The organism is Erwinia typographi (assembly GCF_000773975.1).
Classification (GTDB): domain Bacteria; phylum Pseudomonadota; class Gammaproteobacteria; order Enterobacterales; family Enterobacteriaceae; genus Erwinia; species Erwinia typographi.
The window spans coordinates 114,423-138,245 of record NZ_JRUQ01000059.1 but is presented as its reverse complement, the minus strand read 5'-3'; the positions used below and the strand labels follow the sequence as shown (position 1 = coordinate 138,245).

Sequence of the window (23,823 nt, the reverse complement as noted above, 5' to 3'; positions counted from 1 at the left end):
GAAAAAGAGTATATTACCCCCGCGCTGAAGAAAACCACAAACTTTATACTGACTTGCGCCAGGTAACTCTTTTTAGCGTAGTTTCTGGCGTAAACGGCGGCCAGATGCTAATTAAGTTGCGTATCAAATTTTATCAGGTAGAGTGTGGGCGTTTCGGGTTCCGGGCGTAAAACTGGCTTTACGCAGTGTTTGAAATGCACAGAACAGGTTGTAAAAGGTGTCGTTAATCAGCGAGTTGGCTCTCTGAGTTAGCGGAACGGCAGGGCGGAATTTAACCGGGTTGAAAATGCTTTCCCCGGTAGCCATATCGTTAATGCATCTCGCTTGCCCAGGCAAACGGCACAGTTTACTCTCGGATGTTTTAATCAGGTAAAGGTAAATATGGGCAAAGCTCTCGTAATAGTTGAGTCCCCGGCAAAAGCCAAAACAATCAATAAATATCTCGGTAATGACTACGTGGTGAAGTCCAGCGTCGGTCACATCCGCGATTTGCCGACCAGTGGATCAACGGTTAAAAAGAGCGCTGACTCTACAACCAGTAAACCAGCAAAAAAAGTGAAGAAGGATGAGAAAGCGGCGCTGGTCAGCCGCATGGGCGTCGATCCTTATCACGGTTGGGAAGCGGACTACCAGATTCTGCCAGGCAAAGAAAAAGTGGTTTCAGAGCTGAAATCGCTGGCAGAAAACGCTGACCACATCTATCTCGCAACCGACCTTGACCGCGAAGGGGAAGCCATTGCCTGGCACCTGCGGGAAGTGATCGGCGGAGATGATTCACGCTTCAGCCGCGTGGTGTTTAACGAAATTACCAAAAATGCGATTCGCCAGGCGTTTGAAAAGCCGGGCGAGCTGAATATTGATCGGGTGAACGCCCAGCAGGCGCGTCGGTTTATGGACCGCGTGGTGGGGTATATGGTCTCCCCGCTGCTGTGGAAAAAAATTGCCCGTGGGCTTTCCGCCGGGCGAGTTCAGTCGGTGGCCGTGCGTCTGGTGGTGGAACGCGAGCGTGAAATCAAAGCGTTTGTGCCCGAAGAGTACTGGGAACTCCATGCCGATCTGAACACGCCGAAAGGCGTCGGCCTGCCGATGGAAGTCACCCATCATCACGACAAGCCATTCCGTCCGGTCAACGGCGAGCAAACTCACGCGGCGGTCAGCCTGCTGGAAAAAGCCCGTTACATGGTGGCCGATCGTGAAGACAAGCCAACCAGCAGCAAGCCTGGCGCGCCGTATATTACCTCCACGCTGCAACAGGCGGCGAGCACGCGGCTGGGTTTCGGCGTGAAGAAAACCATGATGATGGCGCAGCGTCTGTACGAAGCCGGGCACATCACCTATATGCGTACCGACTCAACCAACCTGAGCCAGGACGCGGTGAGCATGGTGCGTGGTTACATTGAGAGCGAATTTGGCACGAAGTATCTGCCAAAAGCGGCCAACGTCTATACCAGCAAAGATAACTCGCAGGAAGCGCACGAAGCGATTCGCCCTTCGGATGTGGCTATCGAGTCCGGGCAGTTGAAGGACATGGAAGCCGATGCGCAAAAGCTGTATCAGCTGATTTGGCGCCAGTTCGTTGCCTGCCAGATGATGCCTGCCCAGTACGACTCCACCACGCTGACCGTTGCGGCGGCGGATTTTAAACTGAAGGCCAAAGGACGCACGCTGCGTTTTGACGGCTGGACTAAAGTGATGCCAGCCCTGCGTAAGGGAGATGAGGATCGCACTCTGCCGCCGATTGAAGTGGGTGAAGAGCTGACGCTACAGCAGCTGAAGCCAAGCCAGCATTTCACCAAGCCCCCGGCCCGCTTCAGCGAAGCTTCGCTGGTTCGCGAGCTGGAAAAGCGCGGTATTGGCCGTCCTTCTACCTATGCTTCAATCATTTCGACCATTCAGGATCGTGGCTATGTCCGCGTTGAAAGCCGCCGTTTCTACGCGGAGAAAATGGGGGAAATCGTCACCGATCGTCTGGAAAACAATTTCCGCGAATTGATGAACTACGACTTCACCGCGCACATGGAAGACAGCCTGGACCAGGTGGCGAATAACGAGGCCCAGTGGAAAGGCGTACTGGATAAATTCTTTGCCGACTTCAGCCAGCAGTTGGAAAAAGCGGATAAGGAACCTGAAGAGGGCGGTATGCAGCCTAATCAGATGATCCTGACCTCCATCGACTGCCCAACCTGCGGCCGTAAGATGGGGATCCGTACGGCGAGCACCGGCGTTTTCCTCGGCTGTTCCGGCTACGCGCTGCCGCCGAAAGAGCGCTGTAAGCAAACCATTAATCTGATCCCGGAAAATGAAGTGCTGAACGTTCTGGAGGGGGATGATGCTGAAACCAACGCGCTGCGTGCCCGTCATCGCTGCCAGAAGTGTGGCACTGCAATGGACAGTTACCTGATCGACAATCAGCGTAAGCTGCACGTTTGCGGCAACAATCCGGGCTGTGACGGCTATGAGATCGAACAGGGCGAGTTCCGCATTAAAGGCTATGATGGGCCGATTGTGGAGTGCGAGAAGTGTGGCTCGGAAATGCACCTGAAGATGGGGCGCTTTGGCAAATACATGGCGTGTACCAACGACGAGTGCAAAAACACCCGTAAGATCCTGCGCAATGGCGACGTCGCGCCACCGAAAGAAGATCCGGTCCCGCTGCCAGAGCTGGCTTGTGAAAAGTCGGAGGCTTATTTTGTTCTGCGCGATGGCGCAGCAGGCGTGTTCCTTGCGGCTAATACCTTCCCTAAATCAAGGGAAACCCGCGCGCCGCTGGTGGAAGAGTTGCAGCGTTTTCGCGATCGTTTGCCGGAAAAACTGCGCTATCTGGCCGATGCGCCAGCCAGTGATGAAGAGGGCAACAAGTCGGTGGTTCGCTTCAGTCGTAAAACCAAACAGCAGTATGTCAGCACCGAGAAAGACGGTAAGGCGACCGGCTGGTCGGCGTTTTACGTTGAGGGTAAGTGGGAAGCTGCCAGCAAAACTGCTAAAAAGTAACCGACAGGGTCAGCATTCGCTGACCCTTCTTTCTTTTCTCCACCCCTGCTGAACTATACATCCTTGCCATATTTGATATAGTTGTTATAGATATCCCTTTCTTTATTATAAAATCGCATTAGGCCGGATTTCTCAGTACTGCGGCGGTGTTATCACTGCGCTCAGCACGGACAGGCGTACGGCGCGTGGCTTCAAACCTCAGATGGAATGAAAAATGAAATTGCAGCAGCTGCGTTACATCGTTGAAGTGGTTAATCACAACCTGAACGTATCCTCTACAGCCGAAGGACTTTATACCTCGCAACCTGGTATCAGTAAGCAGGTTCGTATGCTTGAGGATGAGCTGGGGATTCAGATTTTCGCCCGCAGCGGCAAGCACCTGACCCAGGTCACTCCTGCTGGACAGGAAATTATCCGTATCGCGCGGGAAGTGCTTTCGAAAGTGGACGCGATAAAATCAGTTGCCGGTGAGCATACCTGGCCTGATAAAGGCTCTCTTTACGTGGCAACTACCCATACCCAGGCGCGCTATGCGCTGCCTGGCGTCATCAAAGGGTTTATTGAACGCTATCCTCGCGTCTCGCTGCATATGCATCAGGGGTCGCCTACCCAAATTGCCGAGGCCGTTTCCAAGGGGAACGCCGACTTTGCGATAGCGACAGAAGCGCTGCATCTGTACGATGATTTGATCATGCTGCCTTGCTATCACTGGAATCGGGCCATCGTGGTCACGCCTGACCATCCGCTTGCCGGTAAGGCTAAAGTGTCGATTGAGGAGCTGGCAGAATATCCGCTGGTCACCTACACCTTTGGATTTACGGGCCGATCTGAACTGGACACTGCGTTCAATCGTGCGGGACTGACACCGCGGATTGTCTTTACAGCAACCGATGCTGACGTGATTAAAACCTATGTTCGTCTGGGACTGGGAGTAGGGGTGATTGCCAGCATGGCGGTCGATCCGGTCTCCGACCCCGACCTGTTCAGAATTGAAGCAACGGACGTGTTTAGCTTTAGCACCACCAAGATCGGCTTCCGCCGCAGTACCTTCCTGCGCAGTTATATGTATGATTTTATTCAGCGATTTGCCCCCCACCTGACGCGGGATGTGGTTGATACTGCTGTAGGTTTACGCTCGAATGAAGATATAGAAGCGATGTTTAAAGACATTAAACTGCCCGCCAGATAATTAACCGTGTAAAAAGCAGGGTTATCTTCAGGGCCGCTAATGCGGCCTTTATTATCAACTGGTCCTTTCTATTCATCCCATCGATAAACGCTTTTTGTTCTTTTACATAAATGAAACATGTATCACATGTTTTTTAATTGTTATTCATTAAATGAGAAATGGTACACACTTTTCACCGACAGCTTTTGCGTCTTGTTAGGAAGATTCTCATACTCTGGTTATGGAAGGGCTGAAACGGGCGGTTCTTAAGGACAGGTAAAGATCTCTCCAGAAATAAATGGAACTGTTACCCGGTGTTATCGTTGTTATTTGACTTACTGCCTAATTAATTGACTTAAGTTTGATTAATAACAAAGGAAATAGTTTTTCTGCTTTGATTAATGCTATTTATCGTTTTGCTCAATAAAAATAACTGGATTTCGCCCTGAAGAATGTTTAGGATTCATCCTAATTTCTGATTGCTCAAAACAATCGTTATCAATGCGAGTGATTATCAAAAACTATGGATACTAGATTATCAGTACAACCCGACTTCGGGCATAAAACCATCAAGGTTCAGCGTACCAGCGATCTGAAACGTAGGGCCTGGCAGGCGGTATTCGCGGGTTCAGCGATTTTCTGGATGGCCGTTGCACTGCTGATTTGGCGCGTATGGGGCTGAGTATGCATCTACAAACGCTGAATCAGAAAACGCCGCAGGCTACCAAGATGAAAGAGCGCTACTGCAAAGGTAAATCCACCGATGTCGTCACTGTTCCTGACTCGTGGGGACTGAACGAATTGCAGCGCAGCTTTATCGATTCAATGATCGATAAAAAAACCAAATAAATAAGCGTGTTATTCTTTGCTGGTCCTCTGACCAGACATAATTATCAAAAAAACTGCTTTCTCAATTGCCGGGTTATCTGGCTGGGCACCTTGCTGCCTGAATGATGGGACAACCATCATAAAACGGTGAAACCTTTCTCATTTAGACAAGGTTTATATGCGGTACGTTTTGGGTCGCTCAGGCCTGAAGGAGTGTAAAAAATGAATTTAACTCAAATTACCTGGTTCAGTACCTGGACATTTTCCGCTTTATTCTGGACCAGCGCCCTGTGGATGGGAATGATGATGCATTAATAATGCATATTTAATCCAATGAATTTATATAGAAACGCCCCGCAGTTATTTCTGCGGGGCGTTTTTGTTTTCGATTGTTTCTGGTGTTGTCATTTCGTGTTGTTATCAAAACGTTACCTTCTATGTGGTCTATCTTTAAAGCAGACCCTGTAATCACTCAGGTTATGATAAGTGCCCGATGAAGGAGGAGTAATGTCGTCTACCCTACATAATAAAGCCAGGGCAACACTGGATGTGAAAGGCCAACGCTACCACTATTACAGCTTGCCCCGTGCCGCTGAACAGCTGGGTGACCTGTCCCGCTTACCCAAATCACTGAAAGTTTTACTGGAAAACCTGCTGCGCTGGCAGGATGAAGACTCCGTAACGGGTGAGGACATTGCCGCGCTGGCTGGTTGGCTGGAACAGGCTCATGCCGACCGTGAAATTGCCTATCGTCCGGCACGCGTTTTGATGCAGGACTTTACCGGCGTACCGGCGGTGGTTGATCTGGCGGCCATGCGTGAGGCGGTAAAGCGCCTAGGTGGTGACGTCGCGAAAGTAAACCCTCTGTCGCCCGTCGACCTGGTGATTGACCACTCGGTGACCGTTGACCGCTTTGGCGATGATAACGCGTTTGAAGAGAACGTCCGCCTCGAAATGGAGCGCAATCATGAGCGCTATGTTTTCCTGCGCTGGGGCCAGAAAGCGTTTAATCAGTTTAGCGTCGTCCCTCCGGGCACCGGCATCTGCCATCAGGTGAATCTTGAGTATCTGGGTAAAGCCGTGTGGCATGAAAAGCAGAATGGGGAGGAGCTTGCCTATCCCGATACGCTGGTGGGAACCGATTCCCACACCACCATGATCAACGCCCTGGGCGTTTTGGGGTGGGGCGTGGGGGGGATTGAGGCCGAAGCGGCAATGCTGGGACAGCCCGTCTCAATGCTGATCCCTGACGTGGTGGGATTTAAGCTGAGCGGCAAGCTCAGACCCGGCATTACCGCCACCGATCTGGTGCTTACCGTGACGCAAATGCTGCGTAAGCATGGCGTGGTGGGCAAGTTTGTTGAATTTTATGGTGACGGGCTGGACGATCTTCCCCTGGCGGACCGCGCTACAATCGCCAACATGGCGCCGGAATATGGTGCCACCTGCGGATTCTTTCCGCTGGATCATGTCACCATCGGCTATATGACGCTGACCGGACGCAGCAGCGAACAGGTATCGCTGGTAGAAGCCTACGCTAAGGCTCAGGGGCTGTGGCGTAACCCGGGCGATGAACCGCTCTTTACCAGCTCGCTGGCGCTGGATATGAACGATGTTGAGGCGAGCCTGGCCGGGCCGAAGCGCCCGCAGGATCGCGTCTCGCTGGGCGACGTACCAAAGGCGTTTCAGGCCAGCAACGAGCTGGAAGTTAATCAGTCCCAGAAACAGCACAAGGCGGTGAGCTACCAGGACGCCACAACCGGCCTGCAACACACGCTTAGCGACGGGGCAGTGGTTATCTCGGCTATTACCTCCTGTACCAATACCTCTAACCCCAGCGTACTGATGGCCGCCGGACTGCTGGCGAAGAAAGCGGTGTCGCTGGGTCTCAAGCGCCAGCCGTGGGTCAAGGCCTCACTGGCACCCGGCTCTAAGGTGGTTTCCGATTATCTGGCAACGGCGGGGTTGACGGCCTATCTGGATCAGCTCGGCTTTAACCTTGTCGGTTATGGCTGTACCACCTGTATTGGTAACTCTGGCCCGCTGCCGGATGAAATTGAAAGCGCGATCAAAGCGGGCGATCTTACGGTCGGCGCTGTGCTTTCCGGCAACCGTAACTTCGAAGGGCGAATTCATCCCTACGTGAAAACGAACTGGCTGGCCTCGCCGCCGCTGGTGGTAGCCTATGCGTTGGCCGGAAACATGAATATCAACCTTCAGCAGGAAGCGATCGGCAAGGATCGGGCCGGAAACCCTGTTTATCTGCAGGATATCTGGCCTTCGCCTGAAGAGATCGCTGAAGCGGTGCAGATGGTTTCCACCGACATGTTCCATAAAGAGTACGCCGAGGTGTTTGAAGGTACGCCTGAATGGCAGCAGATTAAGGTCAGCGAAGCGGCAACCTACGACTGGGATGAAGGTTCCACCTACATACGCCTCTCGCCGTTCTTTGATGAAATGGGGAAAGAACCTGCTCCGGTTAAAGATATTAAAAATGCGAGGATTCTGGCGATGCTGGGCGACTCGGTCACTACGGATCATATTTCACCAGCGGGCAGCATTAAGGCCGAAAGCCCGGCGGGGCGGTACTTACTGTCCCACGGGGTTGAGCGTACCGATTTTAACTCTTACGGCTCCCGCAGAGGGAACCATGAGGTAATGATGCGCGGTACCTTTGCCAACATCCGCATCCGTAACGAGATGGTGCCGGGTGTAGAAGGGGGCGTGACCCGTTTTGTTCCGGGCAACGAGCAGTTCGCTATCTATGACGCGGCGATGAAATATCAGCAGCAGTCGGTGCCGCTGGCGGTGATTGCCGGCAAAGAGTATGGATCCGGCTCCAGCCGGGACTGGGCAGCAAAAGGACCGCGCCTGCTTGGGGTGAGAGTGGTGATTGCCGAATCTTTCGAGCGCATCCATCGTTCGAATCTCATCGGCATGGGCATCCTGCCGCTGGAGTTCCCGCAGGGCGTTACCCGCAAAACGCTGGGGTTAACCGGTGACGAGCTGATTGACGTGGCAAACCTGAGTCTGCTGCAACCTGGCGGCACGGTGAATGTCACCCTGACTTACCCCGATGGCAGGCGGGAGACGCTGGCTACCCGCTGCCGCATCGATACTGGCAATGAGCTAACCTATTATCAGAACGACGGCATTCTGCACTATGTCATCCGTAACATGCTGAGCGAAAAGAAGTAGCCTGACCTGGCAGCGGGGCGATTTTCCCGCTGAAAGAAATAAAAAGGGCCGAACGGATTCGGCCTTATCTCTGTTCAGAATAGCGTTAGTCTTTGGACAGCAGATGGCCCATCTTGGCCGCCTTGGTATCCAGGTAGTGGGCGTTCTCTGGGTTGCGCCCAACGATCAACGGCACGCGTTCCACAATGTTAATGCCCGCCTCGCTGAGAATTTCGACCTTACGGGGGTTATTAGTCAGCAGACGGACTTCGTTCACGCCCAGCAGCTTAAACATATCCGCACACAGAGTGAAGTCACGCTCGTCGGCGGCAAAGCCAAGCTGGTGATTGGCTTCTACCGTGTCATACCCTTTATCCTGTAGCGCATAGGCGCGGATTTTATTCAGCAGGCCGATGTTACGCCCCTCCTGACGGTGGTAGAGCAGAACCCCCCGACCTTCTTCCGCGATATGATTCAGCGCGGCTTCAAGCTGGAAACCGCAGTCACAGCGCAGACTGAACAGCGCATCGCCGGTCAGACATTCGGAATGTACGCGTGCCAGTACTGCTTCGCGGTTTGTAATATCTCCATAAACCAGCGCCACATGATCGTGACCCGTTGCCAGTTCTTCAAAACCAACCATCAGGAAATCTCCCCATGGCGTGGGCAGTTTGGCTTCTGCTACCCGTTTAAGCTGCATGTGACTCTCCAGAACCATCAAGTGTTGCGCTATCATCATGGTAGCGCGCTGTCAGCTAACTGACATAATTCATCCTGCGTATTTTGCCACAATCGGGACGAAGGCAGTTAACGAGTTAGAGCGATTGTTGCGATACCGCACAATTATCACCTTCTTCGCCAGTATGTTATTATTTTTTATCATAAACTTAGTCAAAAATGAGTCAAACGCCGGACCGGTAAGGGATGACGATGAAAGAGATTGCACTTCGCACGACGCTGGCGGCGCTGCTGCTGCTGGTGATGCCGACCGCGGTATGGCTCTCTGGCTGGCGCTGGCAGCCGGTAGAGATGGGAAGCGGCCATAAGGCGCTGTTCTGGCTTACCGAAACGGTAACCAGTCCCTGGGGGACGTTGAGCAGTGCCATTCTGTGCGCATGGTTCCTCTGGTGTTTGCGTTTTCGCCTTAAACCTGCGCTGCTGCTGTTGGTCATTATGGTTGCGGCGATTCTGGTAGGGCAATATTCCAAGACCTTTATTAAAGAGCAGGTGCAGGAGCCACGCCCCTATGTTCTGTGGCTCGAGCAGCATAGCGGGCTTGATGAAAAAAACTTCTATCAGCAAAAACGGCCCGAGCGCAGTACGCTGGTACGCAATGCCCTGATTGATAACGTTCAGCTGCCAGACTGGTTAAAACGACACTGGGAGTTTGAAACCGGCTTCGCCTTTCCTTCCGGCCACACCATGTTCGCCGCCAGCTGGGCGCTGCTTGGGGTAGGGCTGCTGTGGCCTCGCCGACGGGTGGTAACCATTGTGGTACTGGTGATTTGGGCCGTTGGCGTGATGGCCAGTCGCCTGGTGCTGGGGATGCACTGGCCCAGAGATTTGATCAGCTCTACGCTAATCAGTTGGCTGCTGGTGACGGTGGCCACCTGGCTGGTGCAACGTTATTGCGGCCCGCTTACCGTGCCGCCGGACGAACAGCGAGAAATAGCCTCTCGCGAACAGGAGTGATTGTGTTTCTGCCTTTTGCCCCCATAACAGGTGCATGGGCAGAATTTTTCACGGTCGCCGCGTTTGCCGAAGCATCAGGCAAGCAACCGCGCTTTTTTTTTGGCATAATTCATCTGGTTAACATCAGACTATGGGATGGACTGTGAAATATTTGCTGATTTTTTTACTGGTATTGGTGATTTTTATCATCTCTATTACGCTTGGGGCGCACAACGATCAGGTCGTCTCATTTAACTACCTGTTAGCTCAGGGGCAATACCGCGTGTCAACGCTGCTGGCCACGCTGTTCGCGGCCGGATTTATCCTTGGTTGGGCTATTTGCGGCCTGTTCTGGCTGCGCGTACGCGTCTCTCTGGCCCACTCGCAGCGTAAATTAAAACGCCTGCAGCAGCAGTTGGGGCAGGCAGAAGAGGCCGTGACGGTGTCACAAGTCCCTGCCATTAAGGAATAATCTCTCATGTTGGAACTGCTGTTTCTGTTATTGCCCGTTGCCGCCGCCTATGGCTGGTATATGGGGCGCCGCAGCGCGCAGCAGGACAAGCAACAGGAAGCGAGCCGGCTCTCCAGGGACTATGTGGCGGGCGTCAACTTTCTGCTCTCCAATCAGCAGGATAAGGCCGTCGATCTGTTCCTTGACATGCTTAAAGAGGATAGCGGGACGGTGGAAGCGCACCTGACCTTAGGAAACCTGTTTCGTTCCCGCGGCGAAGTCGATCGGGCTATCCGCATTCATCAGGCGCTAATGGAAAGCGCCTCGCTGACCTACGATCAGCGTCTGTTAGCGGTGCAGCAGCTGGGCCGCGATTATATGGCTGCCGGTTTTTACGACCGGGCCGAAGAGATGTTTAGCCAGTTGGTGGATGAAACCGACTTCCGCATCGGCGCATTACAGCAGCTGCTCATCATTCATCAGGCAACCAGCGACTGGCCAAAAGCGATTGAAGTGGCCGAACGGCTGGTCAAGCTGGGCAAAGACAAGCAGCGGATGGAGATTGCCCACTTCTACTGCGAGCTGGCGCTACAGGCGATGGGCAGTGACGATCTCGACAGGGCAATGAGCCTGCTGAAAAAAGGGGAATCTGCCGACAGGCAAAGCGCGCGCGTCTCGATCATGATGGGTCGCACTCATATGGCGAAAGGCGAATATGGCAAAGCCGTAGGTTTTTTGCAGCGGGTTCTGGAGCAGGACAAGGAGCTGGTCAGCGAAACGCTGGAGATGCTCGAAATTTGTTATCAACAGCTTAATCAGCCGCTGGCCTGGGCTGAATATCTCAAGCGCTGCGTCGAAGAAAATACCGGCGCCGCCGCTGAGCTGTACCTTTCCGACGTGATTGAGCGTGAGGAGGGGGGAGAGGTGGCACAGGTCTACATTAACCGCCAGCTTCAGCGACATCCGACGATGAGGGTATTCCATCGCCTGATGGATTATCACCTGCACGAAGCGGAAGACGGCAGGGCGAAAGAGAGTCTGATGGTGCTGCGAGACATGGTTGGCGAGCAAATTCGTACCAAGCCGCGCTATCGCTGCCACAAATGCGGCTTTACCGCCCACGCGCTTTACTGGCACTGTCCTTCCTGCCGTGCCTGGTCTTCCGTAAAACCGATTCGTGGCTTAGACGGTCAGTAACACCATAAGGGTGGCTGGCCTTTTAACAGACTCTATTTTAGTTACAACATACTAATTAATTTATTTGTTGAGGTTACAGAAAGATCGGCGTCTTCTGCCGTCAGGCAGGGGGAAGAATGAAAACCCGTGCGGCAAACTGTGAATTTGCCGGTGCCACAGGTAGAATGCTTGCCGTTTATCTCTTGTGCCAAATGCGCATCACTTTAAGAGGGTTCTCCCATGCAATCACCTCAGGTAACCGGTTCCCCCATCCTGGTCGCGCTCGACTATAACGATCGCGCCGCCGCTATGGCTTTTGTGGACCGGATTGACCCGCAGAGCTGTCGTCTTAAAGTAGGCAAGGAGATGTTTACCCTGTTCGGCCCGGATCTGGTGAGAGATCTGCACCAGCGTGGTTTTGAGGTGTTTCTGGATCTGAAGTTCCACGATATCCCAAACACCACCGCCCATGCGGTAGCCGCCGCGGCTGAGCTTGGCGTGTGGATGGTCAACGTCCATGCCAGCGGCGGAGCACGGATGATGACGGCCGCCCGCGAGGCGCTGCTGCCGTTTGGCAAAGAAGCTCCGTTATTGATTGCCGTCACCGTGCTGACCAGCATGGAGGCGGCGGACCTTAAAGATCTCGGTATTGAGGCTTCGCCCGCTGACTATGCGGAGCGGCTGGCGCGCCTGACTCAGCAGTGTGGCCTCGACGGCGTCGTCTGCTCGGCACAGGAAGCGGTTCGCTTTAAGCAAGCCTTTGGTACAGACTTCAAACTTATCACGCCGGGTATCCGCCCGGCAGGCAGCGATGCTGGCGATCAGCGCCGGATTATGACGCCGCAGCAAGCGCAGCAGGCTGGCGTAGATTATATGGTGATCGGGCGTCCAATTACGCAGTCTGCGGACCCGGAAGCCACGCTCAAAAGCATCCTTACATCTTTACAGGAGGCATAATGGCCGACAGTAACAGCCGTCTGGTTTATTCCACTGACGCCGGTCGGATTGACGAGCCAAAGCAGGAAGTGCAGCGTCCAAAAGGGGACGGTATAGTCCGTATTCAGCGACAGACCAGCGGCAGAAAGGGCAAAGGCGTTTGTCTGATTAGCGGGCTGGACCTTGCTGATGCCGGGCTGGAAAAACTGGCGGCGGAATTAAAGAAAAAATGCGGCTGCGGCGGTTCAGTCAAAGAGGGCGTGATTGAGATTCAGGGTGACAAGCGTGAGCTGCTTAAATCGCTGCTTGAAGCGAAAGGGCTGAAGGTGAAGCTGGCGGGTGGTTAGGCCAGAAATAAGGCCGCGAAACCTCACCAGCTCATCCAGAGCACCGTAGTTTGCCAATTTCTCCACCCACCAGAATACCGCTTCGCCAGCATCGTCAAGCCGGTGGGAAAACTGATATCCCAGCAGCCAGAACAGGCCAAAATAATATCGCTGGTACCAACTATGTCTGTCATGATCTCAACAGGATTCAGCCCAGTCTGCTGCTCCAGAAGTCCTTACAGAACAAAAAATGCCTTTGCCAGAGCCGTCTTCATGCATCGTCTTGGTGAAATAAGGGATCGAGGTCTGGAAAATCAGAGTTACCGGGCCAGCGGACTGACGCTGATTACCGCCGCGATCACATTGTGGAATACCGTATATATAGAAAACGCCATTAACCTGCTGAAAAGAAGGGGCTACATCTCAATGAACAATTGTTGTCACGTTAGCTTGGATATCGAATCGATGGTCACTCCCGTTTTTGCATCACAGAGGCATCACCCAATCGTCTAATCTTGAATCAAAATTATTAATTTTACTTAAATTTAAAAAAAATTAAGTGGTTTTTTCTATTTGAAGTTAGTTAAATGTACGCCTATACCCTAAAATTTATATGCGAAAAAAATGAACAAGAAGACAAAATTAATTGCAATATTGTTGTCGTTGCTTTTTTGTGGGTTAAATATAAGTACTTCAGGAGCCGAAGAAGAATCAGCGAAGTTAACAGGATTTAACGTCGCGGATGATATGAAAAAAAGGTTTTATGATACCTCAGACACCTGCGGAGATGACCCGGCTTGGTTTTGTAATGGAATATTAATACGGGCTGCAAACGCCAGTCCAAATTATCATGCTTGGGAGCCTAGCCCGTCTTCTGCCATACGCGGAGGAATACCGTTCTCTTATTTTAGAAACGACCTGAATACTACACGTTTACAAGCTTCCCGCTCTCAGGGATTCACATTAAAAAGCGGAAGATACGGCACTTCATCCCCATGGCCTATAAAGGTGCTGTGTTCATTTCCCTATGATGCAGGCACTAACATTCGCACTCATCAAGGATGTGGTGCAGCAAGTGATTATCCGGAAGAAAGCAGGGAATGCGAGTCTCAAGGGATCACGACCGCAGAACAATGGCTTGATCATTTCAACTCAGTGGATCCTGTCAGTCCAAAACGCTATCACCACCAGTGTTCGTTTGACGCCAGTACTGACGCTTTTGCTACTAGCCTGAAGGCCAGGCGCCTGACGAATGTACAGGACCAAATGGAGGCCTGGAGTCAGAACGAGCTATCCATTGCTACCTGGCCAGCCGGTATTGGGGAACAATTACCGATCGAATCCTTTTTTTATATCGATGGATTACATAACGATGGGTTAACGGGTCTGGAAGCAGCTAAATACATGCAATCAGACTATTTTAAACAAACAGGCATCCGTATACCTGTGATTAAAATCACTCTCCCAGAAAAAGAATCAGAAAACGTCGACTTCACGTTTGTTGAGTCTGACCAGGGGCCATTTGACGATAACTATCTTAAGGTTATAGATATTTTATCTATAATTTTATTGGGATAAGCTGCGCATAAAATATGCATAATTATGTATTACTGGGACTTATTGATGAAAATAAAACTGCTAGCCGTTTCTCTATCACTGGCATCCTCACTTTGCTTTGCAGGTAATCCTTTGAACCATAATAACTCTTGTGACGGACAATATTATGAAGATGTATATATATCTGCAATAAATAACACATCAAACTGGTTGGGTCGTGGGCCGGGATTTAACGTTAAGATTAATGGCACATGGTACGGGAAATCAATATCCGATGATAGTAAAGGCCATTTGAACGGACTTTATCAGACTGCACTGATCGCTTATCTGTTAAAAAAACCAGTTAATGCCTGTGTTCTTAATACTGCATGGTTGAGAGGACTAGAATTTAATTAATGTCATACCGGAGGGTTGTGTTGCATTAAGGCTCTGTCGCGTTAAGGGCACTGTTGCAAAGAGCGGCCAGTTGATACGCTTTGTCGATAAAACTTGCCAATGGTGCTGCGCATGAACGTAGCCCCCTTATCCTGAGTTAGTTAGGGATCTGAAGCCCAACTGTACGAAACTGTACGCTAAGCTCCGCAAGTGCGCATAGCCGTGCGGAACTATGATCCGAATCAGTTAGAGCAGCAGTTGCTTACGGGGCAAATCGATGCCGTCATTGCCACTCCGGGAGCGCTGCAAACCCATCTGAGAGTTCATCATTTGTTTTATGAAACCTATGTGCTTATCGGACGTTCAGGACATCCTGCACTCCAGGAAAATCTGAGCATGAAGGATTTTGCAAAACAGAAACATATTATCGTTTCACCAGCCGGTGGGGGATTTACCACGCCTGTTGATGCTGTACTAGCTGCGTCAGGGCTTCAACGCCAGATCGCGATGTCTGCCGCTTCATTTCTGTTTATTCCCGGAATGGTGTCAGCGAGTGACCTGGTGGCGCTGGTCCCGCGACGTTTAATTCAGCAACCTTTTAATCAACTCAGCGTGGTGGAACTCCCCTGGCTTAAAGAGCGCTTTGAAGTCAGCCTTATCTGGCACGAGCGCGGCCACGGACATGCCGGCCAACGTTGGCTGCGGGATTTAATTATCAGCCTAAACGCGATGAATTAAACGTATTAAATGCCAAGCCGATCATTATCAGATAAGCAGGTTGAAAGTGAATAAAATACACTGTGCCGTATTCTTAACGCTGAGTGCGTCAGCGAGATAAAGGGGGGCATCTAAAATACAGGAGGAAAGCTGAATGATGATAATATCGCCCGGCTTTCACCCCTCATTACTCCTTATCGGCTGATTTGGTGACCTATGATGCCGCCTACCGCTGCGCCACCAACGGTGCCCAGACCGCTGCCGTTAGACAAGATCGATCCGCCAATTGCTCCAGCCCCGGCACCAATAGCCGTATTGCGGTCGCGTTTAGACCAGTGTGAGCAGGCGCTCAGAGAAAGCACCAGAGTTGCAGCGAGCAGGCCTGCTGTCAGCCGTTTTGTAGTCATTGACATACTCATTTCTCCATTTCTTGTACTGCAGAGATATCCTGGTAAGTATAGTGATATCCCTGCGTTATCGGCCCAGCTCCAGCGAATTTATGCGTGGTTTATCTCACATAAGGTAAATAAACCCCGATAAAATAGCGCGCCAGTCGGAATGACAGGCCTTCAGGAGCAGAACAGCAATGGCGCCTGGAAAGTTAGAGTTCTAACTATCACTCCTTGGTTCTATTGCTTAACTCTATTGTATGCAACGCTGCCAATCTTCACAGGTAAAAACTCCTAATCGCTCACGCATTTTTGGTTCTACCGCCAAATCCTGCCCCGCATCCAGCAATAATCTCCATACCCGCTGCCCGTGCCTGCCGTGCTGGACTCCCACGGGCCTTTCTGCTGAGGGAAAGGGCGGAGGGTGTCGCGCACTCTGCTGTGCTCTCGATCCTGTTTTATCTTAAAAATCAAAACCAGATTTTGTGATCACACACTCTGGATTACGCTGAAAAAGCGCTTATGCGCTCCCATAACCAGAGGATAAGATAATGACAGTTATTAATCAGACTACATGCAGGTTGTTTAACGAAGTTGGACAAACCACACAGCTCTCTGCTTATTACGAAGAGGGTCGCCGCACCATGTGGATGCTGCTCCGTGCGCAGCCACGTCCGAGCTTCAACCATGAGCTTATCGAAGAGATCATGAACCTCAGCTATGCCGCCCAGCGCTCCGGCTTGCCCATCGATTTTTGGGTGACCGGCTCGCTGGTGCCGACCATGTTTAATGCCGGCGGCGATCTGCGGTTCTTTGTCGAATCAATTAAAAACGGACGGCGCGAAGCGCTGAGGGCCTATGCCCGCGCCTGCGTGGACTGCATTCATGCTGCTGCAAGAGGGTTTGATACCGGAGCGGTGAGCATTGCCATGATTGAAGGCAGCGCGTTAGGCGGCGGATTTGAAGCCGCGCTGGCCCATCATTTTATTCTGGCGCAAAACACCGCCCGCATGGGCTTCCCCGAAATTGCTTTTAATCTGTTTCCTGGCATGGGCGGCTATTCGCTGGTTGCCCGTCGCTCAGGAATGAAGCTGGCCGAAGAGTTAATTTGTGAAGGGGAGTCCCATACGGCGGAGTGGTTCGAGCAGCGCGGCCTTGTCGATAAAGTGTTCCAGCCGGGGGAGGGATATCAGGCGACGCGCACCTTTATCGATACCCTCAGGCCTAAGCTGAACGGCGTAAAAGCGATGCTGAAAGCTCGTCAGCGGGTGTTGCAACTGACGCGCGCTGAGCTGATGGATATTACGGAGGATTGGGTTGACTTCGCGTTCTCCATTGAGCCGAAGGATATTGCCTATATGGAACGGCTGGTACAGTTGCAAAATCGCCACAGCGCCCAGGCGCTGCGAAAAGTGGGTTAGCTTCTGCTTCTGTCGGCCAGCCAGTGCTCGATATCACCGGCGGGCATTGGTCTGGCATAAAGAAATCCCTGGCGGGAAGTCACTCCGCTCGCCAGGACAAAAGCCTCTTCTTCTTCGGTTTCGATGCCTTCCGCTATGACCTGTAGCTCCAGCGCATTAGCCACCGCCACGATAGCCCGCACCAGCGATTGCGAAACAGGACGATCGTTGACGCCGCGCACAAAACTCTGATCGAGTTTGATCGCGTTAATCGGCACCCGCGCCAGCTGTGAAAGCGATGAATATCCCGTACCAAAATCGTCAAGGTGCACCTCTGCCCCCAGCTGTTGGAACTGCTCCATCAGCGCCAGCGCCTTCTCTTCATTTTCGATCAGGCAGCTTTCAGTCAGCTCAATATCAATCGGGCAGCGATCGAGCCCGGCCTGCGCCAGCGCCAGTTTCAGATCGCCATAGATACTTTGATCGATAAGCTGACGGGGAGAAACGTTGACGGCCACCCGCAGGTTAATGCCTTTCTCACGCCAGCGAATAATCTGCGCAAGCGCGGTCAGCATCACCCAGCGGCCAAGCGGCACAATCAGGCCGGACTCTTCGGCGTAGGAGATAAAATCTCCCGGCGGCACCAGACCGCGCTCTGGCGAAAGCCAACGCACCAGCGCCTCAACGCTATTCACCACGCCACCGGCATCGATTTTGGGCTGATAGTGAATAATTAACTGATTCTGATCCAGCGCTTTACGCAGATTGGTATCCAGCCACAAATACTCAAATACGCGCTGATTCATTTCAGCGGAGAAAATACAGAATTTGCCGCGGCCACTCTCTTTGGCGGTGTACATGGCGGTATCGGCGTTGCGGATCAAACTCTCGCGATCTTCGCCGTGCTGCGGACTGACGGCTATGCCGATGGAGCAGCCGGAATAGACTTCGATCAGGCCGATGCGGAAGGGCAGCTTCAGCCGATCGAGAATACGTGACGCCATTGCCTCAAGCGAAGCCTGGCTGGCGGCAGTGGCAAGCACAATAAACTCATCGCCGCCGAGTCTTGCCAGCGTCTGCTCCTGTTCAAGACAGCTCAATATAGCCAGCGACACCGCCTGTAGCAGCTGATCGCCAAACATATGCCCGTACGCATCGTTCACCTTTTTAAAGTTGTCGAGATCGAGATAGACGAGGCCCACCTGCTGGTCCACCCGATTCTCCAGCGCTTCGGCGATGGCGTGGTTAATGGCGTTGCGGTTGGGCAGGCCGGTGATGGTATCGGTATTGGCCAGCACGCGCAGGCGCTCCTGGGCGCGACGCTCTTCGGTAATGTCCGTGCCAGAGCAAATCAGATAGATTTCGTTTTTACCGCTGCCGCTGTGAACGAATTTATTGCGGAACAGAAACAGGCGCTGCCCCTTTTTGGTTTTAATCCAGCGTTCTACTTCGTAGGAGCTGCCGTTGCGGAAAAAACTGCTGATATTCCGTCGGGAGGCCGCGGCCTCCTGCTTAGTCATAAAAAGTTGAAACACATTACGGCCGATCACTTCCTGTTCTTTCAGGCCAGTGTACTCCTCGCTCAGCCGGTTAAAGCGCTGAATGTTGCCGCGCTGATCGACGATGACGATTACCGAATTAGCCTCCGAGACCACCTGTTCGGCAAAAGAGAGCCCCAGTACCAGATCGCGCGCCACGGCGGAGGTATCTCCCCAGGCGGAGGCGCTGCCAGCCCATGAGGATTGGTTAACCTTTCTACCGACCAGATGCACAGAAATCGGCTCGCCATACAGCGAGAGCGTCAGGTTGATGCTGGAGGTAATGACCGTCATGCTGCGGACCAGGTTGGCCTGCGGCCCCGTCAGCGCAACGGCAATGTGGGTGCTGGACTTTTCGTCCTCAGCAAAAAGAAGTGCATCACTATCGGCCAGCAAACGCCAATGAGGGCTGGTGGTACCAAAATAGGTATAAAGTAACGATTGCCCTTGTTCATCGGTCATCAGGTGTCTCCTTGAAGGATGCAGTACAAGCTGTATCTTCTTATTTTAGCAACAGTATTCGGCAACCATGAGAATCTCAAGATGTATATGGAATATATTTTGGCAGCGAAAATTACCGGGGAGAATAAAATGCCCCGATCTGGCGATCGGGGGCGTGGATTAGCAGGGGCATTTGCCTAACTTACCGGCTTTACTCGGAAAGCGCGCTTCCAGACAGTAACGATGAAACTCTTTTTCCGTCATTGGTTTGGTTTCAGGATGTTGCCGCTGCATATGCAGCAGATAGGTTGGATAATGCTGGACGCCAACCATCAGCCTGAAGCTTTGCGCCAGCCGTGACATTAGCAGGCGTAATGTGAGCCTTTCCGGGGGCTTAGCCGCTTCAATCGGCACGCAGCGCCTCACGATAAACCGGGTTCGTCCCGGAACGGCGCGGATCGCATCAGACATGGCGGGCCTCGCTTCTCAAGGAGATTTCGGATTCATGTACCGTAGGCTGCTGGCTGTTCAGAGCGCGGCGAATGACAAAGAAAGCCGCTATCAGCATGGTCACCGCCACCAGCATAAAGAAGCCGCACAGCGCGGCATTAATCTGATTGCTGAAGACGATGGTTTCCATATCGGCGACGGTTTTGGCCGGGGCGATAATGATGCCGTCCTGGATGCCTTTCGAAAATTTATTGGCCTGCGCCAGAAAGCCAATGGCAGGCTTTTCATGGAATATTTTCTGCCAGCCCGCGGTCATTGAGGTGATAAACAGCCAGACGGTGGGGAGGATGGTGACCCAGGCATAACGCTGTTTCTTCATCTTAAACAGCACCACGGTGCCCAGAATCAGCGCCATTGACGCCAGCATCTGATTGCCGATGCCGAACAGCGGCCAGAGCGTATTGATCCCGCCCAGCGGGTCAACCACTCCCTGATAGACGAAGAAGCCCCAGCCAGCGACGGCGACGGTTGTTCCGGCCATATTGCCAAACCATGAGCGGTTATTCGCCAGCGAAGGCACCACCGTACCTACCAGGTCCTGCACCATAAAACGGCAGGCGCGAGTCCCTGCGTCAACGGCGGTCAGAATAAACAGCGCTTCAAACAAAATCGCAAAGTGATACCAGAAGGCCATCATCACCCGGCTGTTAAACACCTCGGTAATAATGTGCGCCATGCCGACCGCGAAGGTAGGGGCGCCGCCTGCGCGTGAGAGGATGCTGGACTCGCCAACGTCTCTGGCAATGCCGGTCAGCATTTCTGGCGTAACGACAAAGCCCCAGCCGTTAATAGCCTGCGCAGCCGTTTCAACCGTGGTGCCAATCAGGGCCGCCGGGGAGTTCATGGCAAAGTAAACGCCAGGATCGATCACCGAAGCGCAAATCAGCGCCATAATCGCCACGAAAGACTCCATCAGCATCGCGCCGTAGCCAATAAAACGGATATGGCTTTCTCGTTCGATCAGTTTCGGCGTGGTGCCGCTGGAGACCAGCGCATGGAAACCGGAAATCGCGCCGCAGGCGATGGTGATAAACAGGAACGGGAACAGGCCGCCAGCGAAGACCGGGCCAGTGCCGTCAATAAAGCGGGTCACCGCCGGCATTTTCATCTCCGGCATGGCGAAAAGAATCCCGACCGCCAGTCCCAGAATGACGCCGATTTTCAGGAAGGTAGAGAGGTAGTCTCGCGGCGCCAGCAGCAGCCAGACCGGCAGGATTGAGGCGACAAAACCGTAAATCACCAGCACCCAGGTCAGGGTTGTCCCTTTCAGCGTAAAGAAAGGCCCCCAGTAAGGATGCTGGGCGATGTCGCCGCCGTAAATAATTGCCGCCATCATCAGCACAAAACCAATTAGCGAAACTTCAGCAATTTTCCCGGGACGAATAAAACGCATATAGACGCCCATCAGCAGGGCAATTGGGATGGTCGCCGCAATGGTGAACAGGCCCCAGGGACTGTTGGTTAGCGCTTTAACCACGACCAGCGCCAGCGCGGACAGGATGATGATCATCACGCCGAGCGCCCCCAGCATGGTGACCACGCCGGCGAACGCGCCCAGCTCCTGGCGGGCCATTTCTCCCAGCGAACGCCCGTCGCGGCGGGTGGAAATAAACAGGATCAGGAAATCCTGCACCGCACCGGCCAGCATCACGCCGACAAGGATCCAGATTGTTCCGGGAAGGAATCCCATCTGCGCCGCCAGAATCGGGCCCACCAGCGGCCCGGCACCGGCAATAGCGGCAAAATGGTGGCCGAACAGCACCCATTTATTGGTGGGAACGTAGTCCAGGCCGTCGTTATTCCGTTCGGCTGGCGTACGGCGACGATCGTCAAGCTCGAAAATGTTTTTAGCGATAAACAGGCTGTAAAAACGATAAGCGATGCTGTAGCAGGCGACGGAAGCGACCACCAGCCACAGAGCGTTGACATGTTCGCCGCGGCTGAGGGCCAGCATGGCAAACGCTCCGGCGCCGACTAACGCCACAGCGGTCCAGATCACGCCGGTTTTGACGTTTTTCATCACATTACTCCTTCCAGGATCCATAAGAGAGGCTGAATAACAGCTTCAAAGTAATGTAATTATTTGTTAATGAAAGCGAAGGCAGGGAGAAGTGTGAGGCGACAGATGTTTTTTCGATCGGCGGGGGGAGAGCAGGCGGGATAACCAGCGTTATCCCGCCTGAAAAGCGCTTAAGCTACCGGACGGGCTACCACGCTGCGGGTTTCCATACGCACCTCAGCAATGGTGACTTCGATCAGGTCAGTGACGCGGAAGACCACTTCACCTTTAATCTGGACAGTACCGTTCTCCTGGCTGCACACCAGCTCATCGCGCACGGCGTGGATGAACGGGGCAGGGATAAAGGCCACCGCGCCGTTATCGGTCAGACGCACGCGCATACCGCCGCGTGAAACGTCAATCACTTCGGCATTGAAGCGCTGGTCCGTTCCGGCTGCGCTCTGGAGGAAGCGTGAATAGAGCCAGTCACCGACGTCACGTTCAGCCATCCGGTTCTGACGGCGACGTTCACCCATTTTCACCGTGATCTCATCGTCTGGGCGGGTTGCCTGTTCCCCTTTGATCATCGCTTTCAGCAGGCGATGGTTAATCATATCGCCGTACTTACGAATCGGGGATGTCCAGGTTGCGTAAGCTTCCAGACCCAGGCCGAAGTGCGGCCCCGGCTCGGTGCTGACTTCCGCAAACGACTGGAAGCGGCGAATGCGGCTGTCGAGGAACTGGGTTGGCTGCGCATCCAGCTCACGGCGCAGCTCGCGGAAGCCGGACAGGGTGGCGATAGTCAGCGGATCTACCTTCATGCCGTGATTTTCCAGCATGGCCGCGGCCAGCTCGGCTTTCTCGGCGTCAAAGCCCAGGTGAACGTTATAGATGCCAAAGCCCAGTTTGTCTCGCAGCACGGTGCCAGCGCAGATGTTGGCGGCGATCATCGCTTCTTCGACGATGCGGTTAGCAATCCGGCGATGCTCGGCAATGATATCCAGCACTTCGCCTTTCTCGCCCAGCAGGAAGCGGAAATCAGGGCGATCCTTGAACACCAGCGCGTGGGTCTGGCGCCACTCGCTGCGCGCCAGGCACAGGCGATGCAGCAGGCGGATCTGCCTGGCGATAGCGTCATTCTCTGGCTGCCAGTCGCCGGTATTTTCCAGCCAGTCGGAGACGTTATCATAGGCCAGCCTGGCTTTAGACTCGATCCAGGCCGCGAAGAAGTGAATCTCTTCGCTCAGGGTGCCATCGGCCGCGACGTTAACGCGGCAGGCCAGCACCGGACGGCGTTCGTTCGGGCGCAGCGAGCAGATATCGTCCGACAGCTGGCGCGGCAGCATTGGGATATTAAAGCCGGGCAGGTAGTTGGTGAACGAGCGCTCGGCGGCAATTTTATCCAGAGCGCTGTCGGCAGCGACGTACGCGGTCGGGTCGGCGATGGCGATAGTCAGGCGAAGCTGGCCGTCTGCGGTCTCTTCCACAAACAGCGCATCATCCATATCTTCGGTGCTGGCGCTGTCAATGGTGACGAATTCCAGAGCGGTAAGATCTTCACGCTCAAGCTGCTCATCCATCATCTCGCCGGTCACGGCTTGCGGGGCTTCACGCTCAAGATTATGGCGGGAAAGCGTAACCCACCATGGGGCAAGGTGATCGTCCGCAGTGGTGATGAAAGCGGTCAGTTCGGCATAGAACGTGCGGTCACCCTTCAGCGGATGGCGGCGCATTTCGGCTACGGCCCAGTCACCATTCTGAAAATCATGGGTCACGCTACGATCGGCACGGCACTGAATAGCGTCTTTGATGAGCGGATGATCGGGCACGATCGACAGGCGATCGTCCTTGCGCTGCACGCGGCCCACAAAGCGCGACAGAAAAGGTTCAACCAGCTTTTCGGGATCGGCGACTTCACGATCCTTATCGGTTTGCAGCACCGCAATCACGCGATCGCCATGCATGACTTTTTTCATGAACGGCGGCGGAATGAAGTAACTTTTTTGCGCGTCGACTTCCAGGAAGCCAAAGCCTTTTTCGGTGCCTTTCACTACTCCTTCAACACGCGGCGTCTGGGAGTGGAGTTTCTCTTTGAGCTGCGCGAGCAGCGGGTTATCCTGGAACATAATCTCAACAGTTTTTGTGGCCTAAGAGCGGCAGACAGTTTTACGCG

Annotated in this window: 20 protein-coding genes and 2 pseudogenes; 15 read left to right on the top strand and 7 right to left on the bottom strand. The window is 53.3% G+C overall.

What is annotated here, in order from left to right:
* Positions 1-381 precede the first annotated feature (381 nt).
* The 5 genes from topA to acnA all read left to right on the top strand — a co-directional run bounded on the left by topA (position 382) and on the right by acnA (position 8,185).
* The gene (topA, locus tag NG99_RS20855; protein ID WP_034897251.1) at positions 382-2,991 is read left to right on the top strand and encodes a type I DNA topoisomerase; all 2,610 of its coding nucleotides are present in this window, start codon (positions 382-384) and stop codon (positions 2,989-2,991) included.
* A 214-nt stretch (positions 2,992-3,205) separates the two neighbouring features.
* Positions 3,206-4,180: an HTH-type transcriptional regulator CysB gene (cysB, locus tag NG99_RS20850; protein WP_034897250.1), complete on the top strand. Its 975-nt coding sequence runs from the start codon at positions 3,206-3,208 to the stop codon at positions 4,178-4,180.
* Between the two features lie 502 nt (positions 4,181-4,682).
* Positions 4,683-4,841 carry a YmiA family putative membrane protein gene (locus NG99_RS28440; protein WP_072017635.1) on the top strand — a complete coding sequence of 53 codons (159 nt, stop codon included), beginning with the start codon at positions 4,683-4,685 and terminating at the stop codon, positions 4,839-4,841.
* 2 nt (positions 4,842-4,843) lie between these two features.
* Positions 4,844-5,008, top strand: a complete 165-nt coding sequence (locus tag NG99_RS29415) for a hypothetical protein (protein ID WP_157032670.1) — start codon at positions 4,844-4,846, stop codon at positions 5,006-5,008.
* A 486-nt stretch (positions 5,009-5,494) separates the two neighbouring features.
* The gene (acnA, locus tag NG99_RS20845) at positions 5,495-8,185 is read left to right on the top strand and encodes an aconitate hydratase AcnA (RefSeq protein WP_034897249.1); all 2,691 of its coding nucleotides are present in this window, start codon (positions 5,495-5,497) and stop codon (positions 8,183-8,185) included.
* Positions 8,186-8,270: 85 nt separating this feature from the next.
* Here acnA and ribA read toward each other — a convergent pair whose 3' ends face one another.
* The gene (gene ribA, locus NG99_RS20840; RefSeq protein WP_034897248.1) at positions 8,271-8,864 is read right to left on the bottom strand and encodes a GTP cyclohydrolase II; all 594 of its coding nucleotides are present in this window, start codon (positions 8,862-8,864) and stop codon (positions 8,271-8,273) included.
* 230 nt (positions 8,865-9,094) lie between these two features.
* On the opposite strand from ribA, the gene pgpB reads away from it, so the two are divergent.
* The 5 genes from pgpB (at position 9,095) to yciH (ending at position 12,745) form a co-directional block, all read left to right on the top strand.
* Positions 9,095-9,856: a phosphatidylglycerophosphatase B gene (gene pgpB / locus NG99_RS20835; protein WP_034897247.1), complete on the top strand. Its 762-nt coding sequence runs from the start codon at positions 9,095-9,097 to the stop codon at positions 9,854-9,856.
* Between the two features lie 142 nt (positions 9,857-9,998).
* On the top strand, positions 9,999-10,307 hold the full coding sequence (locus NG99_RS20830; RefSeq protein WP_034897246.1) for a LapA family protein: 309 nt from the start codon (positions 9,999-10,001) through the stop codon (positions 10,305-10,307).
* A gap of 6 nt (positions 10,308-10,313) precedes the next feature.
* The gene (lapB, locus tag NG99_RS20825) at positions 10,314-11,483 is read left to right on the top strand and encodes a lipopolysaccharide assembly protein LapB (protein WP_034897245.1); all 1,170 of its coding nucleotides are present in this window, start codon (positions 10,314-10,316) and stop codon (positions 11,481-11,483) included.
* Positions 11,484-11,702: 219 nt separating this feature from the next.
* A complete protein-coding gene (gene pyrF, locus NG99_RS20820; RefSeq protein ID WP_034897244.1) occupies positions 11,703-12,419 on the top strand; it encodes an orotidine-5'-phosphate decarboxylase in 717 nt (238 codons plus the stop codon).
* Positions 12,419-12,745, top strand: coding sequence for a stress response translation initiation inhibitor YciH (gene yciH, locus NG99_RS20815; RefSeq protein WP_034897243.1), 327 nt, complete (start codon positions 12,419-12,421; stop codon positions 12,743-12,745). Before pyrF ends, yciH begins: the two co-directional genes overlap by 1 nt.
* A gap of 21 nt (positions 12,746-12,766) precedes the next feature.
* On the opposite strand, the pseudogene NG99_RS28435 reads toward yciH, so the two are convergent.
* Positions 12,767-12,960 (bottom strand): annotated as a pseudogene (locus tag NG99_RS28435) (Tn3 family transposase); the annotation flags it as partial.
* Positions 12,961-12,970: 10 nt separating this feature from the next.
* On the opposite strand from NG99_RS28435, the pseudogene NG99_RS29410 reads away from it, so the two are divergent.
* The 4 genes and pseudogenes from NG99_RS29410 to NG99_RS20805 form a co-directional block, all read left to right on the top strand.
* Positions 12,971-13,141, top strand: a pseudogene (locus tag NG99_RS29410) (Tn3 family transposase); the annotation flags it as partial.
* Between the two features lie 207 nt (positions 13,142-13,348).
* A complete protein-coding gene (locus NG99_RS29405) occupies positions 13,349-14,302 on the top strand; it encodes a hypothetical protein (protein WP_157032669.1) in 954 nt (317 codons plus the stop codon).
* Between the two features lie 45 nt (positions 14,303-14,347).
* Positions 14,348-14,677: a hypothetical protein gene (locus tag NG99_RS29400; RefSeq protein WP_157032668.1), complete on the top strand. Its 330-nt coding sequence runs from the start codon at positions 14,348-14,350 to the stop codon at positions 14,675-14,677.
* A gap of 189 nt (positions 14,678-14,866) precedes the next feature.
* Positions 14,867-15,394 carry a LysR substrate-binding domain-containing protein gene (locus NG99_RS20805; RefSeq protein WP_072017634.1) on the top strand — a complete coding sequence of 176 codons (528 nt, stop codon included), beginning with the start codon at positions 14,867-14,869 and terminating at the stop codon, positions 15,392-15,394.
* A gap of 173 nt (positions 15,395-15,567) precedes the next feature.
* Here the strand turns inward: NG99_RS20805 and osmB are convergent, their stop codons facing one another.
* Complete coding sequence (gene osmB, locus NG99_RS20800; protein WP_034897241.1) at positions 15,568-15,786, bottom strand: osmotically-inducible lipoprotein OsmB; 219 nt, start codon at positions 15,784-15,786, stop codon at positions 15,568-15,570.
* A gap of 527 nt (positions 15,787-16,313) precedes the next feature.
* Here osmB and NG99_RS20795 point away from each other — a divergent pair.
* Positions 16,314-17,183 (top strand): crotonase/enoyl-CoA hydratase family protein, encoded by an 870-nt coding sequence (locus NG99_RS20795; RefSeq protein ID WP_034897239.1) that lies wholly within the window; start codon positions 16,314-16,316, stop codon positions 17,181-17,183.
* Here NG99_RS20795 and pdeR read toward each other — a convergent pair.
* From pdeR to NG99_RS20775, 4 genes are all read right to left on the bottom strand, one after another.
* Entirely contained in the window at positions 17,180-19,162 is a 1,983-nt protein-coding gene (gene pdeR, locus NG99_RS20790; RefSeq protein ID WP_034897236.1) for a cyclic di-GMP phosphodiesterase, read from the bottom strand. The two genes, NG99_RS20795 and pdeR, sit on opposite strands and share 4 nt — an antisense overlap.
* Before the next feature lie 159 nt (positions 19,163-19,321).
* Positions 19,322-19,612 (bottom strand): YbdD/YjiX family protein, encoded by a 291-nt coding sequence (locus NG99_RS20785; RefSeq protein ID WP_034897232.1) that lies wholly within the window; start codon positions 19,610-19,612, stop codon positions 19,322-19,324.
* Entirely contained in the window at positions 19,605-21,671 is a 2,067-nt protein-coding gene (locus tag NG99_RS20780; protein ID WP_034897229.1) for a carbon starvation CstA family protein, read from the bottom strand. The genes NG99_RS20785 and NG99_RS20780 overlap by 8 nt, the downstream gene beginning before the upstream one ends.
* Positions 21,672-21,841: 170 nt before the next feature.
* The gene (locus tag NG99_RS20775; RefSeq protein WP_034897226.1) at positions 21,842-23,776 is read right to left on the bottom strand and encodes an exoribonuclease II; all 1,935 of its coding nucleotides are present in this window, start codon (positions 23,774-23,776) and stop codon (positions 21,842-21,844) included.
* Positions 23,777-23,823: the final 47 nt, after the last annotated feature.

Excerpts from the sequence above, each read along its gene's own strand:
- NG99_RS28440 (WP_072017635.1), top strand. The coding sequence starts at position 4,683 with ATGGATACTAGATTATCAGTACAACCCGACTTCGGGCATAAAACCATC.
- NG99_RS20775 (WP_034897226.1), bottom strand. The coding sequence starts at position 23,776 with ATGTTCCAGGATAACCCGCTGCTCGCGCAGCTCAAAGAGAAACTCCAC.
- NG99_RS20780 (WP_034897229.1), bottom strand. The coding sequence starts at position 21,671 with ATGAAAAACGTCAAAACCGGCGTGATCTGGACCGCTGTGGCGTTAGTC.
- NG99_RS29405 (WP_157032669.1), top strand. The coding sequence starts at position 13,349 with ATGAACAAGAAGACAAAATTAATTGCAATATTGTTGTCGTTGCTTTTT.
- NG99_RS29415 (WP_157032670.1), top strand. The coding sequence starts at position 4,844 with ATGCATCTACAAACGCTGAATCAGAAAACGCCGCAGGCTACCAAGATG.
- pdeR (WP_034897236.1), bottom strand. The coding sequence starts at position 19,162 with ATGACCGATGAACAAGGGCAATCGTTACTTTATACCTATTTTGGTACC.
- pyrF (WP_034897244.1), top strand. The coding sequence starts at position 11,703 with ATGCAATCACCTCAGGTAACCGGTTCCCCCATCCTGGTCGCGCTCGAC.
- topA (WP_034897251.1), top strand. The coding sequence starts at position 382 with ATGGGCAAAGCTCTCGTAATAGTTGAGTCCCCGGCAAAAGCCAAAACA.
- pgpB (WP_034897247.1), top strand. The coding sequence starts at position 9,095 with ATGAAAGAGATTGCACTTCGCACGACGCTGGCGGCGCTGCTGCTGCTG.
- NG99_RS20795 (WP_034897239.1), top strand. The coding sequence starts at position 16,314 with ATGACAGTTATTAATCAGACTACATGCAGGTTGTTTAACGAAGTTGGA.
- cysB (WP_034897250.1), top strand. The coding sequence starts at position 3,206 with ATGAAATTGCAGCAGCTGCGTTACATCGTTGAAGTGGTTAATCACAAC.
- lapB (WP_034897245.1), top strand. The coding sequence starts at position 10,314 with ATGTTGGAACTGCTGTTTCTGTTATTGCCCGTTGCCGCCGCCTATGGC.
- yciH (WP_034897243.1), top strand. The coding sequence starts at position 12,419 with ATGGCCGACAGTAACAGCCGTCTGGTTTATTCCACTGACGCCGGTCGG.
- acnA (WP_034897249.1), top strand. The coding sequence starts at position 5,495 with ATGTCGTCTACCCTACATAATAAAGCCAGGGCAACACTGGATGTGAAA.
- ribA (WP_034897248.1), bottom strand. The coding sequence starts at position 8,864 with ATGCAGCTTAAACGGGTAGCAGAAGCCAAACTGCCCACGCCATGGGGA.
- osmB (WP_034897241.1), bottom strand. The coding sequence starts at position 15,786 with ATGTCAATGACTACAAAACGGCTGACAGCAGGCCTGCTCGCTGCAACT.
- NG99_RS29400 (WP_157032668.1), top strand. The coding sequence starts at position 14,348 with ATGAAAATAAAACTGCTAGCCGTTTCTCTATCACTGGCATCCTCACTT.
- NG99_RS20785 (WP_034897232.1), bottom strand. The coding sequence starts at position 19,612 with ATGTCTGATGCGATCCGCGCCGTTCCGGGACGAACCCGGTTTATCGTG.